At 67.1% G+C, this 19,195-nt stretch carries 14 protein-coding genes; 8 read left to right on the forward strand and 6 right to left on the reverse strand.

Annotated features, from left to right (window positions below):
* Positions 1-397 precede the first annotated feature (397 nt).
* From AC5JLE_RS09520 to AC5JLE_RS09545, 6 genes are all read left to right on the forward strand, one after another.
* Positions 398-2,863 carry a GH92 family glycosyl hydrolase gene (locus tag AC5JLE_RS09520; RefSeq protein ID WP_049418917.1) on the forward strand — a complete coding sequence of 822 codons (2,466 nt, stop codon included), beginning with the start codon at positions 398-400 and terminating at the stop codon, positions 2,861-2,863.
* Between the two features lie 96 nt (positions 2,864-2,959).
* On the forward strand, positions 2,960-4,009 hold the full coding sequence (locus tag AC5JLE_RS09525; RefSeq protein WP_014646964.1) for a LacI family DNA-binding transcriptional regulator: 1,050 nt from the start codon (positions 2,960-2,962) through the stop codon (positions 4,007-4,009).
* A 60-nt stretch (positions 4,010-4,069) separates the two neighbouring features.
* Positions 4,070-5,383 carry an L-fucose:H+ symporter permease gene (fucP, locus tag AC5JLE_RS09530; protein ID WP_014646965.1) on the forward strand — a complete coding sequence of 438 codons (1,314 nt, stop codon included), beginning with the start codon at positions 4,070-4,072 and terminating at the stop codon, positions 5,381-5,383.
* Between the two features lie 7 nt (positions 5,384-5,390).
* On the forward strand, positions 5,391-6,386 hold the full coding sequence (locus tag AC5JLE_RS09535) for a carbohydrate kinase family protein (protein ID WP_049418919.1): 996 nt from the start codon (positions 5,391-5,393) through the stop codon (positions 6,384-6,386).
* Positions 6,383-7,609: an AGE family epimerase/isomerase gene (locus AC5JLE_RS09540; RefSeq protein ID WP_049408762.1), complete on the forward strand. Its 1,227-nt coding sequence runs from the start codon at positions 6,383-6,385 to the stop codon at positions 7,607-7,609. Before AC5JLE_RS09535 ends, AC5JLE_RS09540 begins: the two co-directional genes overlap by 4 nt.
* Before the next feature lie 77 nt (positions 7,610-7,686).
* The gene (locus AC5JLE_RS09545) at positions 7,687-10,305 is read left to right on the forward strand and encodes a beta-mannosidase (RefSeq protein ID WP_099476084.1); all 2,619 of its coding nucleotides are present in this window, start codon (positions 7,687-7,689) and stop codon (positions 10,303-10,305) included.
* 81 nt (positions 10,306-10,386) lie between these two features.
* Here AC5JLE_RS09545 and mtnC read toward each other — a convergent pair whose 3' ends face one another.
* From mtnC to AC5JLE_RS09570, 5 genes are all read right to left on the reverse strand, one after another.
* Positions 10,387-11,082, reverse strand: a complete 696-nt coding sequence (gene mtnC / locus AC5JLE_RS09550; RefSeq protein ID WP_049408764.1) for an acireductone synthase — start codon at positions 11,080-11,082, stop codon at positions 10,387-10,389.
* A 3-nt stretch (positions 11,083-11,085) separates the two neighbouring features.
* Positions 11,086-11,643, reverse strand: coding sequence for a 1,2-dihydroxy-3-keto-5-methylthiopentene dioxygenase (locus AC5JLE_RS09555; protein ID WP_005409451.1), 558 nt, complete (start codon positions 11,641-11,643; stop codon positions 11,086-11,088).
* A 92-nt stretch (positions 11,644-11,735) separates the two neighbouring features.
* Positions 11,736-12,377, reverse strand: coding sequence for a methylthioribulose 1-phosphate dehydratase (locus tag AC5JLE_RS09560; protein WP_041863375.1), 642 nt, complete (start codon positions 12,375-12,377; stop codon positions 11,736-11,738).
* Between the two features lie 204 nt (positions 12,378-12,581).
* Complete coding sequence (locus tag AC5JLE_RS09565) at positions 12,582-14,009, reverse strand: amino acid permease (protein ID WP_032957969.1); 1,428 nt, start codon at positions 14,007-14,009, stop codon at positions 12,582-12,584.
* An 81-nt stretch (positions 14,010-14,090) separates the two neighbouring features.
* Positions 14,091-15,566, reverse strand: coding sequence for an amino acid permease (locus tag AC5JLE_RS09570; protein WP_014646972.1), 1,476 nt, complete (start codon positions 15,564-15,566; stop codon positions 14,091-14,093).
* Between the two features lie 132 nt (positions 15,567-15,698).
* Here AC5JLE_RS09570 and AC5JLE_RS09575 point away from each other — a divergent pair, with 132 nt between their 5' ends.
* Positions 15,699-16,313 carry an NUDIX hydrolase gene (locus AC5JLE_RS09575; RefSeq protein WP_080354567.1) on the forward strand — a complete coding sequence of 205 codons (615 nt, stop codon included), beginning with the start codon at positions 15,699-15,701 and terminating at the stop codon, positions 16,311-16,313.
* A gap of 68 nt (positions 16,314-16,381) precedes the next feature.
* On the opposite strand, the gene serA is transcribed toward AC5JLE_RS09575, so the two are convergent.
* Positions 16,382-17,623, reverse strand: a complete 1,242-nt coding sequence (gene serA, locus AC5JLE_RS09580; RefSeq protein ID WP_005416356.1) for a phosphoglycerate dehydrogenase — start codon at positions 17,621-17,623, stop codon at positions 16,382-16,384.
* A gap of 168 nt (positions 17,624-17,791) precedes the next feature.
* Between serA and AC5JLE_RS09585 the strand changes: the two genes are divergently transcribed.
* Positions 17,792-19,180 carry a D-2-hydroxyglutarate dehydrogenase gene (locus AC5JLE_RS09585; protein ID WP_164167367.1) on the forward strand — a complete coding sequence of 463 codons (1,389 nt, stop codon included), beginning with the start codon at positions 17,792-17,794 and terminating at the stop codon, positions 19,178-19,180.
* Positions 19,181-19,195 lie beyond the last annotated feature (15 nt).

Here is a 19,195-nt window from a genome sequence, read left to right on the forward strand (position 1 = left end):
GGGGGTGGGCGGGGTTGGGGGGGTGTCGGGGGCTTGTAGGCGGCTCCCACCCCCCAATGGTGGGTTTTCGGGCGTCCCTCGCACCCGTACCCACCCCGCCATTCCACGGATCGCCGGCTTTTGCTGTTGCTTTGGCTGTTGCGTCTGAGGTTGCCGGCCAGCGGCCGGCACTACCCGCGGGTGCAGGGCGCAGCCCTGCCGAATACCCCCTCATGCTGCGCCGCAGAATGCATTCGGCTGAACCTGCATGCTCTACTTGAATCGATCTAAATCCACGGTCACGTGGGTCGGGCGTCATTCCAGGGGGAGCCTTCTGCCGGTCCAGGCAGAGCTCAGCGGAAGGGTGCCGGAAGGCCCGGGCCGTCTGTCTCTGCGTCATCGACTACAGGAACCCGACATGCGTCCAGTGCCGTCCGCTCCCGCCGTCCCATCATCCTCGCGCCCGCTGGTGCGCCTGGCCTGCCTGATCGCGCTGTCGGCGGTGCCGATGCTGCTGCAGGCCGCACCGGCAGCGCTGGAGCGGGAGGTCAATACCTTCATCGGCAGCAAGGACGACGGCAACACGTTCCCGGGTGCGTCGGCACCGTTCGGCCTGATCCAGGTCAGCCCGATCGGCAGCCACTATTCGGGTTGGCGCTATGACGACGAGAAGATCCGTGGCTTCGGCCACTCCTTCATCTCCGGTGCCGGCTGCTGGGAGCAGGGCGGCCAGGTGTCGGTGCTGCCGGTGACGGGCTCGATCGGTCCGGGCGGCGATTTCGATACCGGCAACGCCAAGCAGTTCGACCACAAGGCCTACGCTGCGTCCTACACCCACGATGGCGAGGTCGGCCAGGCCGGCTACTACAAGGTGCGGCTGACCAGCTACGGCGGCATCGATGCCGAGGCGACCGCGCGTACCCGTGCCGCGGCCGAGCGCTACACCTTCAGCCAGCGCAGTGGCGATGGCCACGTGCTGGTCAATGTCGGCCAGGCCAACGAGCGCCATTCGGTGATCGGCAGCGTGGTCGATGTGGTCGGCGACCGCGTGGTCGAGGGCAAGCTGGTTACCAAGAGTTTCTGCGGCGGCCATCAGTACACCACCTGGTTCCGCATCGAGTTCGACCGTCCGTTCAAGGCGCATGGCACCTGGGGTGAGGGCGGCGGCCTGCCGGGCGCGCGCCACAGCATGGAAGGCGAGCAGAAGCCGAACGGTGCCTGGCTCAGCTTCGACCTGGCCAAGGGCCAGTCGGTGACGGCGGTCAGCGCGATCTCGCACGTGGATGCCGAAGGCGCGCGCACCAACCTGCGTGCCGAGGGCATGCAGGGTGGGTCGCTGCTCGGTTTCGACCGCATGCGCGCGCTGTCGCAGCAGGCCTGGCGTGAGCAGCTGGGCCGTGTACGCGTGCAGGGCGGCACCGCCGATGACCGCACCGTGTTCTACAGCGCGGTCTACCACGCGCTGCTGCAGCCGATGACCGGCAACGATGCCGATGGCCGCTACCGCGGCTATGACGATGGCATCCACCGTGCCGATGGCTGGACCTATTACGAGTACTTCTCGCTGTGGGATACCTATCGCGCGCAGAACCAGTGGCTGGCACTGACCCGTCCGGACGTGGCGCGCGACATCGGCCGCACCCTGCTGGCGATCGATGAGCAGGGCGGTTGGCTGCCGCGCTGGGGCTATGCCAACTTCGAAACCAACATCATGACCGGCGATCCGGTCACCCCGTTCATGGTCGACCTGTGGCGCTTCGGTGCACTCAAGGGCCGTGAATCGCAGGCCTGGGATGCGCTGCGCCGCAATGCCTTCGGCACGCCGCCGCTGAACTCGCGCATGGCCGGCCGCTCCGGCAACCCGACCTACCTGGACAAGGGCTACGTGGTCTACGACCGCGCGTTCCCGTCCAAGGGCATGGACGTCGATCCGCACCACGGTGGTTCGGCCACGCTGGAGTACGCGCTGGCCGACTGCGCGCTCTCGCAGATGGCCGACGGCCTGGGCCATGCCCAGGATGCGGCGACGCTGCGCGAGCGCGGCCGCAACTGGCGCAAGGTGTGGGACCCGCAGGTGCGCGACGCCGAGACCGGCTTCACCGGGTTCCCGCGCCCGCGTACCGAGGACGGCCAGTGGTACACCCCGTCCGACGGCCATTACAGCCCGCGTTCGCACCACGGTTTCCACGAGGGCACGGCGTGGCAGTACCAGTGGCTGGCGCAGCAGGACGTGCCGGGCCTGGTCGAAGCGATGGACGGCCGCGAGCAGGCGGGCCGCCGCCTCGATGCGTTCTTCGCGATGGACGCGCTGCAGGCCGATCCGCTCAATGCCGCCCGCAAGGCGTGGGTGGTCGGGCCGTACAGCTACTACAACCAGTTCCGCTACAACCCGAACAACGAGCCGGACCTGCACTCGCCGTGGCTGTACACGCTGATCGGCCAGCCGTGGAAGACCGCGGCCGTGGTGCGTGCGGCGCAGCAGCTGTTCACCAATGCCCCCAACGGTGTGACCGGCAACGATGACCTCGGCACGATGTCGGCCTGGTACCTGTTCAGTGCCATCGGCGTGTACCCGGCGGTGCCGGGCAGCGGCCAGTTCCTGCTGCACACCCCGCGCTTCAGCAAGGTGGAAGTGGACATGGGCAATGGCCGCACCCTGCGCATCGACGCGCCGGGCGCCGATGGCCGCCGCCTGCAGTATGTGCAGGGCGTGCAGGTCGATGGCCAGGCGCATGCACCGGTGTGGCTGGACTGGAACCGCCTGCAGCAGGGCCCACGCGTGCGCTTTGCGCTGGATGCGAAGGTGCCGGAGCAGGGCTGGGGCACGGCGGTGAAGGACCTGCCGGTATCCTGGTGCGCGGCACCGGGCAGCCAGCTGCGCTGAGCCGGACTGTGCCGTTCGCGGTGACCCAGCGAACGGCACGGCACGACACGGCCCTGATCCATTAGGCTTGAGCCTCCAGCGGAGTCCGGGAAGACGATGAACGACAACGGCAGCAGTCCCAGCAAGCGCGCCGGCAAGGCGGTGACGGTGACCGACATCGCGCGTGCGATCGGCGTGTCACGGGCAACCGTGTCGCTGGTGCTGCGCGGCAGCCCGCTGGTCAATGTCGATACCCGCGCCAAGGTCGAGGCCGAGCTGCGCCGCCAGCGCTATGTCTACAACCGCGCGGCGGCCAACCTGCGCCGGCGCACCTCGTCGAGCATCGCGCTGGTGATCAACGACCTGTCCAACCCGTTCTTCGCCGAATTCGCGTCCGGCGTGGACGAGGCACTGGGCGGGCGCGGTTACGTGACGTTGCTGGGCAGCACCGGGGAATCGCCGGAGCGCCAGCAGGCCGTGCTGTCCACGCTGATGGAGCACACCCCGGCCGGCCTGATCCTGTCGCCGGCCGAGGGCAGCGACACCGCGCAGTTGCGGCAGGCGCTGGGCGCCAATGCCAACGTGCTGCTGTTCAACCGTGAACTGGCCGGGGCTGACTGGGACTTCCTGACCCTGGACAACCAGCACGGCGCCTATCTGGCCACGCGCCACCTGATCGAGCGCGGCCATCGCCAGATCGCCTTCTTCGGCGGCCACGCCGCATCCAGTTCCTGCCACCAGCGCCGCGCCGGTTTCCAGCAGGCGCTGGCCGAGGCCGGGCTGTCGCTGCCGCCGGGTTGGATGATCGAGTCGGCGCCGAACCGCCTGGAAGCAGCAGCGCGCACCGATGAACTGTTTGCCGATGGCCATCGTCCGAGTGCGGCGGTCTGCTACAACGACACCGTCGCGCTGGGCCTGATGCTGGGCTTGAACTCGCGTGGCATCCGTCCCGGTGGCGACTTTGCCGTTACTGGTTTCGACGACATTTCCGAGGCTGCGGTGGCGGTGCCACCGTTGACCACGCTCACTGCCGACCCGCGCGAGCGTGGCCGGCAAGCGGCCGCGCTGCTGCTGCAACGGCTGGACGAACCGGATGCGCCGCCACGGCGCACGGTCGCGCCGGTGCAGCTGCGCATCCGCGAAAGCAGTGCTGCGCGACCGAACTGATTCCTTTCATACACCCCTTCCACGCAACAACGACCTTCCGCGCATCGAGGCGCGTACCGCATGCCGATCTCCGCAACGCCCCGTCCATCGGGTTCCTCGGGCAACGCACCCGCCGTCACCAACGGCAAGGCGTTGGCTGTCGTCACCACGATCTTCTTCATGTGGGGCTTCCTGACCTGCCTCAATGACATCCTGATCCCGCACCTGAAGGCGGTGTTCGAACTGAACTACGCCAAGGCGATGCTGGTGCAGTTCACCTTCTTCGGCACCTATTTCCTGATGTCGCTGCCGGCGGGGCGGTTGGTGGCGGCGCTGGGCTACAAGAAAGGCATCGTCGCCGGCCTGGTGATCGCCGGCATCGGCGCGCTGGGCTTCTGGCCGGCGGCCGAACTGCGCGTCTATGGCGCCTTCCTCGGCGCACTGTTCGTGCTGGCCACCGGCATTACCGTGCTGCAGGTGGCCGCCAACCCCTATGTCGCGCTGCTGGGCCCGGAGCAGACCAGCTCCAGCCGCCTGACCCTGGCGCAGGCGCTGAACTCGCTGGGCACGGCCATCGCCCCGATCTTCGGCGGCATGCTGATCCTGTCCAACACGGTCAAGAGCGCTGACGACATCGCGGCGCTGCCGGCCGCCGAGCAGCTGGCCTACCGTGCCGCCGAGGCGCAGGCTGTGCAGGGTCCGTACGTGGGCCTGGCGGTGGCGTTGGTGCTGCTGGCGCTGTTCGTATTCCTGTTCCGCCTTCCGGCGCTGAGCGACGCCACCGAGCAGGCCGACCAGGGCCACCACCACAGCTACCTGGATGCGCTGCGCAAGCGCCACCTGCTGCTGGGCGTGCTGGGCATCTTCTTCTACGTCGGCGCCGAAGTGTCGATTGGCAGCTTCCTGGTCAACTACCTGTCGATGCCGAACATCGGTGGCTTCAGCGAGCAGCAGGCCACGCATTACGTGTCTGCCTACTGGACGATGGCGATGATCGGCCGCTTCGCCGGTTCGGCGCTGCTGGCGCGCTTCTCGCCCAGCCGTCTGCTGGCGATCTTCGCGCTGGTCAACGTGGCGCTGCTGGTCACCACCATGCTGACCTCCGGCAACGTCGCGCTGTACTCGGTGGTGGCCATCGGCCTGTTCAACTCGATCATGTTCCCGACCATCTTCGCGCTGAGCATCGAGCGCCTCGGCCCGCTGACCAACAAGGGGTCCAGCCTGCTGATCATGGCCATCGTCGGCGGTGCCGTGGTGCCGTACCTGCAGGGCGTGCTGGCCGACCACATCGGCGTGCAGGCCAGCTTCATCCTGCCGCTGCTGTGCTACGGCTACATCATTTTCTACGGACTGGTCGGCGCGCGTACGCCGGCCTCCGCAACGCAGGGAGGCTGAGTCCGGAATGGGTGCCATCGTTTGCTTCGGCGAAATTTTGATCGATCTACTAGCACAGCCGCCGGCCTCGGCCGACACCCCGCGTGCGTTCCTGCAGTACGCCGGTGGGGCGCCGGCCAACGTCGCGGTGGCGGCTGCGCGGCTGGGTGCGAAGACCCAGTTCGTCGGCATGCTGGGCCGCGACATGTTCGGTGACTTCCTGGCCGACAGCCTGGTCGAGCATGGCGTGGGTACCGACTACATCGTGCGTACCGACGCGGCCAAGACTGCACTGGCCTTCGTGGCCCTGGATGCCAATGGCGAGCGCAGCTTCAGTTTCTACCGCCCGCCGGCGGCTGACCTGCTGTTCCGTGACAGCGACTTCCAGGCGGCGTGCCTCGACAGCGCGCAATGCTTCCACGTCTGTTCCAACAGCCTGACCGAGCCGGCCATCGCCGAGGCGACCTTTGCCGGCATGGACCGTGCCCGCGCTGCTGGTGCGGTGGTCAGCCTGGACCTCAACCTGCGTCCTGCCCTGTGGCCGGCGAACGAGGACCCGACGCCGCGCCTGTGGCAGGCGCTGGAACGCGCCGACCTGGTCAAGCTGTCGCGCGAGGAGCTGGACTACCTGGCCGCGCCGCTGGGCGCCGATGGCGAGGCGGCGGTGCTGCGGCGCCTGCTGGCCGCGCGGGCGCGCTGGGTGATCGTCACCGATGGTGCAGCCACGCTGCACTGGTACACCCGCGACAACCACGGCACCGTCACCAGCTTCCGCGTGGCCACGGTCGACACCACGGCGGCCGGTGATGCCTTCGTCGGTGGCGTGCTGGTCGGCCTGCTGGAGCGCGGCGGGGCCGGTGCCGGTTTTACCGCCTTCTGCCAGGACCCCGAGGCGATCACCGCCACGCTGCGCTTCGGCGCTGCGGTCGGCGCGCTGGCTGTTACCCGCAAGGGCGCGTTCGCCGCGATGCCCTCGCTCGATGAAGTGCAGCAGCTGCTGCAGGCACAGGACATTACCGCATGAGCACCTCGCCCGATTTCCGTTCGCCCGCGTTCCTGCGCGCCCACATCGCCGATACCATGGCGTTCTACCACCCGCGCTGCATCGATCCCAACGGTGGCTTCTTCCACTACTTCCGTGATGACGGCAGCATCTACGATGCCAGCCATCGCCACCTGGTGAGCAGCACCCGTTTCGTCTTCAACTACGCGATGGCCTACCGCGAGTTCGGCAATGCCGAGTACCGCGACGCGGTCGAGCACGGTGTGCGCTACCTGCGCGAGGTGCACCGCAACCCGGCCACCGGTGGCTACGCCTGGACCCTGCGTGATGGCAAGGTCGAGGACGACATGAACCACTGCTACGGCGTGGCCTTCGTGCTGCTGGCCTACAGCTGCGCGCTGAAGGCAGGCATCGAGCAGGCCCGCGCGTGGATGGACGAGACTTGGCAGCTGCTGGAAGCGCGCTTCTGGGAGCCGCAGCACGGGCTCTACAAGGATGAAGCGGACGGCCAGTGGAACTTCACCGGCTACCGTGGACAGAACGCCAACATGCACATGTGCGAGGCGATGCTGGCCGCGTTCGAGGCCAGTGGCGAGCAGCGCTATGTGGAGCGCGCGCTGCAGCTGGCCGACAACATGACCCGCCGCCAAGCGGCCAAGGCCGGCGGGCTGGTCTGGGAACACTACGATGAGAACTGGGAGATCGACTGGGACTACAACCTGGACGACCCCAAGCACCTGTTCCGCCCGTGGGGCTTCCAACCGGGGCACCAGACCGAGTGGGCCAAGCTGCTGCTGATCCTCGATCGCCACGTGCAGGCCGACTGGCTGGTGCCGACCGCGCAGCACCTGTTCGACGTGGCCGTGGCGCGCAGCTGGGACGACGCGCGAGGCGGCCTGTACTACGGCTTCGCACCCGAATCGCGCCGGCAGCCGGGCATGGATGGCGCGCCGATTGGCGGCGACAGCTTCGTCTGCGACGACGACAAGTACTTCTGGGTGCAGGCCGAAACGCTGGCTACTGCCGCGCTGATGGCCAAGCGCACCGGTGATGACCGCTACTGGCAGTGGTACGAGCGCATCTGGGCGTACGCGTGGGAGCACTTCGTCGACCATCAGTTCGGCGCCTGGTTCCGCATCCTCGATGCCGACAACCGCAAGTACAGCGACGAGAAGAGCCCGGCCGGCAAGGTGGATTACCACACCATGGGCGCGTGCTACGAAGTGTTGAACGTGGTGCGTTGAGGCGCGTGTCGCCATACGCATGATGAATCGGAATCAGTAGCGCCGGGCCACGCCCGGCGGAAGAACAGGAGCTCCGCGTGCATCGTCTTTCCCTCGTTGTCCGTCTGCTCCTGCTGCTGGTCGCAACGTCGGCCTTCCCGGCAACTGCAGCGCCCCTGCAGGCACAGTGGGAGTTCCGCATGCTGCCCGGCGACGCGCAGGGCGCAGCTCATCCAGGCCTGCAGCAATGGCGTGCGGCGACGGTGCCGGGCAGCGTGCACACCGACCTGCTGGCGCATGCGCTGATCCGCGACCCGTACGTGGGTGCGCCCGAAGCGGAGCTGCAATGGATCGGCCTGGCGGCCTGGGAGTACCGCGCGCGCTTCGACGTGGACGCGGCGATGCTGGCCAAGCCCAATGCCGAACTGCGCTTCGACGGGCTGGACACTTATGCCGAAGTCAGCCTCAACGGCAAGCCGCTGCTGCGCGCGGACAACGCGCACCGGACCTGGCGCGCGCGCGTGGAAGGGCATCTGCGCGCCAGGGGCAATGAACTGCAGATCGTGTTCCGTTCGCCAATCCGCAGCCTGTTGCCGGGCGTGGAGGCAATGCCACACAAGATCGCTGGCAACTATCCTTCGCCCTATGGGGACGAGCCGAAGGACGCGATGGTCGGAAACTTCGCGCGCAAGCCGGCCTACCACTTCGGCTGGGACTGGGGCCCGCGTTATGTCACCGCCGGGGTCTGGCGCGGGGTCGACCTGCAGGCCTGGGATACGCACCGCCTGACCAGTCTTGCCGTGCGCACCGATGCATTGAGCGCGGAGCAGGCGAAGCTGGCGGTGCTGCTGCAGGTGGAGCAGGGCGCAGCGGCCGGCTCCGCGGTGGTGAACGTGGATGTGCGCGATCCGCAGGGCCGCAACGTGGCCCAGGTACAGCGCACGGTGCTGCTGAAGCCCGGCCAGAACACGGTTGAACTACCGATTGAACTGGCGGAACCGAAGCGGTGGTGGCCGGTCGGCCATGGTGCGCAGGATCGCTATACCGTGCAGGCGCGCCTGGATGGCGGTGCCGACGCAACGCTGGTGCGCGAGCAGCGCATCGGCCTGCGCACGGTCGAACTGCGCCGCGAAGAGGACGGCAAGGGCGGGCAGGGCTTCGCCTTCGTCATCAATGGCGTGCCGATCTTCGCCAAGGGCGCCAACGTCATTCCGTTCGATGCCTTCCCCGCACGCGTCGACGCAGCACGTCTGCGCCAGGTGCTGACCGCCGCGCGCGACGCCAACATGAACATGCTGCGCAACTGGGGCGGTGGCTACTACGAGGACGACGCTTTCTTCGACATCGCCGACGAACTGGGCCTGCTGGTCTGGCAGGACTTCATGTTCGGCGGCGGCATGCAGCCGGGCTACGATCCGGCCTTCCGTGCCAGCGTGGTGGCCGAGGCGCGCGACAACGTGCGCCGGCTGCGCCATCACCCCAGCATCGTGCTGTGGTGTGGCAACAACGAGGAAGAAACCGCCTGGAAGGACTGGGGTCACGGCCGTGACCTGAAGGCGGCCGACCCGGCATTTGCGGTGAAGGTCTGGCAGGGCTATGTCGACCTGTTCGGCAACGACCTGCGCCAGGTAGTGGGCGAGGAAGGACTGGGCGTACCGTACTGGTCCAGTTCGCCCAGCAACGATCTGGACGAGAAGGCCAACGATTCCACCCGCGGCGACAAGCACTACTGGCAGGTCTGGGGCAATCCGGCGCTGCCGGTGCAGGCCTACCTGCGTGAGACGCCGCGCTTCATGTCCGAGTACGGGCTGCAGGCGTGGCCGTCGGTGGCGACGGTGGACCAGATCGCCACCCGCGCCGAACAGCGCATCGACAGCCCGGTGATCCGCGCGCACCAGAAATTCATGGCCGGCGAGGGCAACAGCCGCCTGCTGCACTACATCGAACTGGGTTACGGCACGCCGAAGGACTTCGAGGACTTCGTCTACCTCAGCCAGGTCATGCAGGCCGATGGCATCGCACTGGCGGCGCTGCATCATCGCGCCTCCCGGCCATACACGATGGGTTCGCTGTACTGGCAGCTCAACGATGTCTGGCCGGGCGCCTCGTGGTCCAGCGTGGATTATTTCGGCCGCTGGAAGGCGCTGCACTTCGCCGCGCGGCGTTTCTTCGCGCCGGTCACGGTAGCCGCGCTGCGCGATGAGGGCAGCACGCGGGTGCGCCTGATCAATGACGGTGCGGCGCTGGATGCACGTTGGCGGCTGCGGGTGATCGACATGGACGGCAAGGTGCTGCGTCGTCGCGAGGACGCGGTGACGTTGACGGCGGAGGGCGTCACCTCGATCGGTGATTTTCGCGATGCCGAGTTGCTGGCCGGTGCCGATCCGAAGCGCACGGTGGCGGTGTTTGAGCTGCTGCAGAACGGGGCGGTGAGCGCACGGCAGGTGGTCGGATTCGTCGAAGCCAAGGACCAGGTATTGCCGCGGCAGAAGCTCAAGGCCACCTTGTCCATCGAAGGCGACCACTATCGACTGCGGCTGGAAAGCGCGGCGTACGTGCGCGCGGCGTGGATCGACTTCGGCGCGCTGGACGTGCAGGTCGAAGACAACCTGCTGGACCTGTTGCCGGGCGAAACCCGCGATATCGCGGTGCGCGGCCCGGTGGATCTGGTTACCCTGCGCGAGGCGCTGAGGGTGAAGACCCTCAACGACCGTTGAGGGATATCCCGCTTTGGTAGGTGCCAACCTTGGTTGGCACACCAGGAGCCTGCCAACCAAGGTTGGCCTCTACCATTTTGCTTACAGCTGGATCTGCTGGAAGTTCTCGACCCGCTCGTGGCCGTTGGCGGCCTGGCCGGTACGCGGCATCGGGTAGTCATCCAGGCGGTCGATCAGCCGGGTCTGCAGGCCGGCTTCGCGGGCAGCATCCAGTTCTTCGACCACATCGGACAGGAACAGGATCTCGCCGGCCGGCACGCCGATGGCCTGCACGATGCGGCGGTAGCTGTCGGCCTCACGCTTGCCACCCATCTCGGTATCGAACCAGCCCGACACCAGCGGGCTGAGGTCACCGGCATCGCTGAAGCCGAAGAACAGCTTCTGCGCCGGCACCGAGCCGGAGGAGTACACGTACAGCGGCAGGCCGGAGGCATGCCAGCCCTTCAGCACCGGTGCCACTTCCGGGTAGAAGTGCGCGGTGTAGTCGCCGCGACGGTAGCCCTCATCCCAGATCAGGCCCTGCAGCGCCTTCAGTGCGGTGTGCTTGCGGTCCTGGTCAATCCAGCCCTGCAGCGTCTCGGCCACCAGGCTGTCCTGGCAGGCGCCGCCGATCTCGGTAGCCACCGCGTCCAGCCAGCGGCGGACCTCCGGCTGCTGGCCATGTTCGGCGACGAACGCGGGCAAGGCCTTGCGGGCATAGGGGAACAGCACGTTCTTGACGAACGAGATGCTGCTGGTGGTGCCTTCGATGTCGGTCAGGATGACGCGGGGCTGCATGGATCAGGACGCCTGGGTAGGTACGTAACGGGGGAACTTCTGCGCGATGTCGGTGCCGGTGAAATGACCCACCCAGCCGTCCGGCTCGGTGAAGAAGCGGATCGCCACGAAGCTCGGTTCATCGCCCATATCGAACCAGTGGGTGGTGCCATCGGGCACGGCGATCAGGTCGTCCTTCACGCACTCGATCTCATAGACCTTGTCACCCACGTGCAGGGTGAACAGGCCCGAGCCTGCGACGAAGAAGCGCACCTCGTCTTCCTTGTGGAAGTGCTCGTCGAGGAACTTCTTGCGCAGCTCGGCGCGGTTCGGGTTGTCCGGGGCGATCGAGGCCACGTCCACGCTCTTGAAGCCGCGCTCGGCGACCAGGCGGTCGATGTCCGCACGGTAGGCGGCGAACACTTCCTCCTGGCTGGCGCCCGGCGCGACTGGCGCGGTGGCCTGCCAGCGCTCGAAGGTGACGCCGATCTTCTGCAGCTCGGCAGCGATGACCGCGCCGTCCTGGGTGTCCAGCAGCGGCGATTCGGGGCGGGTGTCGTCGTAGATGCGCAGTCGGCTCATGGCGGCAGCTTGAACGTCTCGGGGGGAAGACAGGGTAGCAGGGTGGGGGCGAGGCGCAGATTCCGGATCGGCATCTGCACCTGCGCGCAGGCTCAGCCGCGCAGCTTGCGCAGCTCGAGCTCGCAGTGGAACAGGAATTCGAAGGCTTCCAGGTGGCGGCGCGCCTCGGCCATGTCACGGCCCCAGGCATACAGACCGTGGCCGTCGATCAGGTAACCCCACAGGTTCTGCCGGTCGAGCAGGTCGTCGACCTGCGCCGAGAGCACGTTCATGTCCTGGGTGTTGGCGAACACCGGTACGTCGATGGCCATTTCATGGGTGCTGTTGCCGGCGAAGGCCTTCAGCAGCTCGTAGCCTTCCAGGCGGATATGACCCTGCGGCGCGTACAGGCGCGAAGCGATGGTCTGCACCGGCGAATGCGTATGCAGCACACAGCCGATTTCCGGGAAGCGGCGGTACAGCTGGGTGTGCAGCAGGGTCTCGGCGGACGGGCGCAGCGGGCGACCGACGGCCAGGCCGTCGAAGTCCACCACCATGATGTCGTCCTCGATCAGCCGGCCCTTGTCCTTGCCGGACACGGTGATCGCGGCGTGGCGGTCATCCAGGCGGTGGGAGAAATTGCTGCTGGTGGCCGGGGTCCAGCCGGCGTGCGCCAGTTCGCGGACGTTGTCGATCAGCAGCTGGGCCAGTTCGCTCAGGCGCGCGGTGTCGTACGGGAAGGTGGGGGCGTTCATGCCGGCGATTTTACTGGATTCGGCCAGCGGCTGAGCCCCTCGTGGCGGGTCGTGTAGAGCGGTTCATGGGCGGGGCGGGGCGGGTGGGCCGTGCAGCGCCCCCCGCAATCTCGCCCCTTCCCGCCAAACCCTCAGACCCGCTGTTGCCGTTGCCGTTGCTCCGGCTTCAAAGCCGGGTGCAGGGCCGCAGGCCCTGCAATCCCTTTATTTCGCGCGCAGGCGGCTGTGCCGGAACCCGTAGCAGAAATAGATCACGAAGCCGACGAACGTCCATACCCCCATCAGCATCCAGTTGTGCATCGTCATCGCCGACAGCAGCGCCAGGCAGCTCAGCACGCCCAGGCTGCAGATCAGCCACGCCATCGGCATGCGGAACGGGCGCGGCAGGTCCGGCTGGGTGCGGCGCAGGATCAGCACGCCGGCGCAGACTGCGGCGAACGCGATCAGCGTGCCCATCGAGGTCAGCTCGCCGAGGATGTCCAGCGGGAACAGCGCCGCCAGCAGCGCGATGCCAATGCCGGTGATCACGGTGTTGATGTGCGGCGTGCGGTACTTCGGGTGGATCCTGGTGAACACCGGTGGCAGCAGGCCGTCGCGGCCCATGATCATGAAGATGCGCGGCTGGCCGATGATCATCACCAGCACTACCGATGACAGGCCGACCAGCGCGCCGACCTCGACCACCCAGCGCAGCCAGCCCAGCTGCGGGTGCGCGGCCACGGCAGTCACCACCGGCTCGTCGGTGCCCAGCAGCTGGAACGGCACCAGGCCGGTCATCACTGCCGCCATCGCGATGTACAGCACGGTGCAGATCACCAGCGACAGCATCATGCCGATCGGCATGTCACGCTGCGGGTTCTTCGATTCCTGCGCCGCCACCGATACCGCCTCGAAACCGATGTAGGCGAAGAACACCATCGCCGCGCCACGCAGCACGCCTTCCATGCCGTACTTGCCGGGGCCTTCGTTGGCCGGGATGAACGGGGTCCAGTTGCTGGTGTCCACGTATTTCCAACCGACCACGATGACCAGCACGATCAGGCCGGTCTTGAGCACGACCATCGCCATGTTCATCGCCGAGGACTTGCTGATGCCGACGTAGCACAGCCAGGTCAGCAGCAGCACCAGTGCGGCGGCGGGCAGGTTGGCGATCGCGCCGGTGGGGCGCAGCTGCGCGTCCAGTGGCGCGCTGACCAGTGCCGCCGGTAGATGGATGTCGAACTGGCTGAGCAGGCTGAGGAAATAACCGGTCCAGCTGACCGCCACCGCCGAGGCGGAGACGCCGTACTCGAGCACCAGCATCCAGCCGATGAACCAGGCCGAGAGCTCGCCGAAGGTGGCGTAGGTGTAGGTGTAGGCGCTGCCGGAGACCGGCACCATCGAGGCGAATTCGGCGTAGGCCAGCGCGCAGAAGGCGCAGCAGATGGCGGCCAGCACGAAGGACAGCATGATCGCCGGGCCGGCGTGGTTGGCGGCGGCCTGGCCGGTGATGACGAAGATGCCGCCGCCGATCACCGCGCCGATGCCCAGGGCGGTCAGCCCCCAGGGGCCAAGGTGGCGACGCAGGCTCAGGCCGTTGGCGTCTTCATGGGCGGCATGCGGATGCTTGGTGGCCCACAGTTGCTTGAACATGTGTGGTGGTCTTGTCGAAGCGCGCCATGGGCGGCGCGCGGGAAAACGGACGGGCCGGCGCGAGGCCGGCCCGAAGGCGGATCAGGGCGACTTGGCCAGCTTGCTGTTGCGGATGCCGTAGCCCAGGTAGATCAGCAGGCCCAGCAGCGTCCAGCCAACGAACAGGTGCCAATGCACCACGAACGCCTGCCAGAACAGGAACAGGCAGGTGGCCGCACCGAGCGGGCAGATGATCCACACCATCGGCACGCGGAACGGGCGGTGCAGGTCCGGCTTGGAATAGCGCAGTACCAGCACGCCGATGCAGACCGTGGCAAACGCCAGCAGGGTGCCCATCGAGACCAGCTCGCCCAGCACGTTCAGCGGCACCAGGCCGGCCAGCGCGGCGGCGATCACGCCGACCACGATGGTGGCGACGTACGGGGTGCGGAAACGGGCATGGACCTTGCCGAAGAACTTCGGCAGCAGGCCGTCGCGGGAGATGGTATAGGCGATGCGGGTCTGGCCCATCATCATCACCAGCACCACCGAGGACAGGCCGGCGATGGCGCCGACTTCCACGAACGTCTTCAGCCAGGACAGGGTCGGGTAGGGCTCCAGGGCGGTGGCCACCGGCTTGTCGGTGCCCAGCAGGTGGTACGGCATCATGCCGGTCAGCACCGCACAGACGATGATGTAGACGATCGTGCACACGGCCAGCGAGCCGAGCAGGCCGATCGGCATGTTGCGTTGCGGGTCCTTGGTCTCGCCAGCAGCGGTGGAGACCGCATCGAAGCCGATGTACGCGAAGAACACGATGGTGGCGGCGCGGAAGATGCCGCTCCAGCCGAACTCACCCGGCACGCCGGTGTTTTCCGGAATAAACGGGTGCCAGTTGGCCGGGTCAATGTGGGCCGCGCCGATGCCGATGAACAGGCAGATGACAGTGACCTTGATCGCCACGATGATGGCGTTGACGAACGCCGACTGGGTCACGCCCACGTACAGCAGGCCGGACACCGCCGCCACGATCAGCACCGCCGGCAGGTTGAACAGCTTGCCGGAGGAGACGAACTCGCTGCCGGTCCAGGCGATGGGCGCGGCGCTGAGCATGTCCGGGAAGGGCATGTGCAGCGTGGTGGTGATGAAGCTGATCAGGTAGGCCGACCAGCCCACCGCGACCGAGGCCGAGGCGAACAGGTACTCCAGCACCAGGCACCAGCCGATGAACCAGGCCATGCCTTCGCCGAGGGTGGCGTAGGAATAGGAGTAGGCACTGCCGGAGACCGGCATCATCGCCGCGAACTCGGCATAGCACAGGCCTGCCAGCGCACAGGCGAAACCGGCCAGCACGAACGACAGCATGACCGCCGGGCCCGCGTGGTTGGCTGCGGCCTGGCCGGTCAGCACGAAGATGCCTGCGCCGATCACCGCACCCACGCCCAGCAGGATGAGGTGTTTAGCCGTGAGGGTCCGTTTCAACGTGGCTTCGCCGTCCAGGCTGCCTTCGATGGGTTCGCCGGCATCGACGTGCCCGGCCGGCTCGACCGGCTTGACCCTCAACAGAGCTTTCAGCATGCAGTACTTCCTAGTGATCGGATGGGGTGGGCGGCCGATACGTTGCCGGCTGCCTTGAATGGTGAAGGCCGTGCGAACGGCCCGCTGTACCTTAGCCAAAGCTGAAGCCAACGCACAAGCGCAATCGCAACAATGAACGGCGATAATGAGCAGTATTTTTCCGAACCGCCCCCATTCATGAGCCAGACCGCCGAAACCCTTGCCGCGCTTGACGATCGCCTGCGCGGCCTGCTCCGGGACTACGCGCGCCGCGAACCCGCCCACGACGCCCTGGCTGCCGAATTCGGCACATTGCTGGATGATCCGGAAGATCCGTTCCGCCGCGAGCGCCTGGCCGGCCACTTCACCGCCAGCTGCTGGCTGGTCAGCGCCGATGGCCAGCGCCTGCTGCTGACCCACCACCGCAAGCTGCAGCGCTGGCTGCAGCTGGGCGGCCACGCCGACGGCGACCGTGACCTGGCCCGGGTGGCGCTGAAGGAAGCCGAGGAGGAGTCGGGCCTGAGCGGCCTGGTACTGGAAGACCCGGCCATCTTCGATCTGGACAAGCACTGGATTCCGGAGCGCAAGGACGTGCCGGGGCACTGGCACTACGACGTGCGTTTCGTGATACGGGCGCTGGGGGGCGAGGCCTTCGTGCTCAGCGAGGAATCGCTCGACCTGGCCTGGCGGCCGGTGACCGAGGTCGCGGCCGACCCCGAATCGGATGAATCCATGCAGCGCATGGCGCGCCGTTGGCTGGCGCGTTGAAAAAAGGGGACGGAGGGGATTAAGTCGTTAATGCATAAACGACTTAATCCCCTCCGTCCCCTTTTTACCTAGTACAGGATGCGCGTCCGCAGCGTGCCTGGAATCGCGGCCAGTTCGTCGCGGACGGCGGCGGCCTGCGCCTCGCTGGCGGTGATGTCAATCACCACGTAACCCACCTTCGGGTCGGTGCGCAGGAACTGGCCGTCGATGTTGACGTTGTGGCGCGAGAAGATCTCGTTGACCCTGGACAGCACGCCCGGCACGTTCTGGTGAATGTGCAGCAGGCGCAGGCTGTCTTCGTGTTCGGGCAGGGTCACTTCCGGGAAATTGACCGCCGACAGCGTGCTGCCGTTGTCGCTGTAGCGCACCAGCTTGGCCGCCACTTCCACGCCGATGTTGTCCTGCGCTTCCAGCGTGCTGCCGCCCACGTGCGGGGTCAGGATCACGTTGTCGTGGCGGGTCAGCGGCGACTCGAAGATATCGCCGTTGCCCTTCGGTTCGACCGGGAATACGTCCAGCGCGGCACCGCCGACGTGGCCGCTGGCTAGCGCTGCGTCCAGCGCGTCGATGTCGACCACGGTGCCGCGCGCGGCGTTGATCAGGTGCGCGCCCTTGCGCATCTTCGCCAGCTCGGTGCTGCCGATCATCCACTGCGTGGCCGGGGTCTCCGGCACGTGCAGGGTGACGATGTCGGCGCGGGCCAGCAGATCGTCCAGGCTCGCCGCAGCACGGGCATTGCCCAGCGCCAGCTTGGTTTCCACGTCGTGGAAGATCACCTGCATGCCCAGCGATTCGGCCAGCACGCCGACCTGGGTGCCGATGTGGCCGTAACCGATGATGCCCAGCGTCTTGCCGCGTACTTCATGGCTGCCGCTGGCCGACTTCGACCAGCCGCCGCGATGGCACTCGGCGTTCTTCTGCGGAATGCCACGGGTCAGCATGATCGCCTCGGCGATCACCAGCTCGGCCACGCTGCGGGTGTTGGAGTAGGGCGCATTGAACACCGGGATGCCGGCCAGCTCGGCCGCGTCCAGGTCGACCTGGTTGGTGCCGATGCAGAAGCAGCCCACCGCGATCAGGCGCTTGGCCTCGGCCAGCACCTCGGCGCTGAGCTGGGTGCGCGAACGGATGCCGACGATGTGCGCCTCGGCGATGCGCGCCTTCAGTTCGTCCTCGGGCAGTGCCTTGGTGTGCGCCTCGATCTGGCTGTAGCCGGCGGCGCTGAACACCTCCACGGCGGTCTGGCTGACCCCCTCCAGCAACAGTACGCGGATATCCTGCTTGGGGAACGAGGTCTTCTTCGGCGACATGGGGCAACACGGCCAGTGGGACAGGGGCTGATCACTATGCCAGATCGAAGCGCCCATGGTGCAGTGCGCAATTGGTTGCATCCGTAGCTATCTGTATCGCTGCGGGGCTGGACGCTGGCGCGTACCGCTGGCACGCTTGCCCGTCTTCACGCACCGCGTTGGACCGTCATGACCGATTCCCGCATTGCCTCGCTGCAGCAGGCCTGTCCCGGCCTGAAGCTGAAGATCGACCCGGCTGACCTGGAGCATTACGGGCGCGACTGGACCCGGCGCTGGACGCCAGCGCCGCTGGCGATCGCACTGCCGGCCACGGTCGAGGAAGTGCAGGCGGTGATGCGCTGGAGTGCGGGCGAGGACGTGGCCGTGGTGCCGTCCGGCGGACGTACCGGCCTTTCCGGTGGCGCGGTGGCCGCCAACGGCGAGCTGGTGCTCAGCCTGGAACGGATGAACAAGGCACTGGCCTACGACGCGGTCGATCGCACCCTGGTGGTGCAGGCCGGCATGCCGCTGGAGGCCGTGCACAACGCCGCGCTGGACCACGGCCTGATCTACCCGGTGGACTTCGCTGCGCGCGGGTCGTGCACGATCGGTGGCAACATCGCCACCAATGCCGGCGGCATCCGCGTGATCCGCTATGGCAATACCCGCGAGTGGATCGCCGGGCTGAAGGTGGTTACCGCCAGCGGCGAACTGCTGGAACTCAACAAGGGACTGATCAAGAACTCCAGCGGCTATGACTTCCGCCAGCTGCTGATCGGTTCGGAAGGCACGTTGGGCGTGATCGTCGAGGCGACAGTGAAACTCACCGATCCGCCGCCAGCCAGCAACGTGATGCTGCTGGCCGTGCCCAGCTTCGAGGTGCTGATGCAGGTGTTCGCCGCGTTCCGCGCGCGCCTGCAGCTGCAGGCCTTCGAGTTCTTCACCGACCGGGCGCTGGAGCACGTGCTGGCGCATGGCGCGCAGGCACCGTTCGGCGAGGTGCATCCGTACTACGTCGTCACCGAGTTCGCGGCCAACGACGAGGCACAGGAAGCGGCGGCGATGGCGGCCTTCGAAGACTGCATGGGCAACGGCTGGGTCAGCGACGGTGTGATCAGCGCCAGCGATGCCCAGGCCGCCCAGCTGTGGCGCCTGCGCGAAGGCATCACCGAATCGCTGGCGCGCTACAAGCCCTACAAGAATGACGTCTCGGTGCGGATCTCGGCGATGCCGGCGTTCCTGGCCGAGACCCAGGCACTGATCGGGCAGGCCTACCCGCACTTCGACGTGGTCTGGTTCGGCCATATCGGCGATGGCAACCTGCACATCAACGTGCTCAAGCCGGACGACACCAGCGACGCCGACTTCGTGGCGCAGTGCGAGCACGTGACCAAGCTGCTGGCGCAGGTGCTGGCCCGCTTCGATGGCAGCATCTCGGCCGAGCACGGCATCGGACTGGTCAAGAAGGGCTACCTGGACAGCACCCGCGGCCGCGCCGAGATCGCGCTCATGAAGGCGGTCAAACGCGCGTTCGATCCCCAAGCGCGGCTGAATCCCGGCAAGCTGTTCGACGCCTGAGCCGGGCAAATCCTT

The organism is Stenotrophomonas sp. (assembly GCF_059505245.1).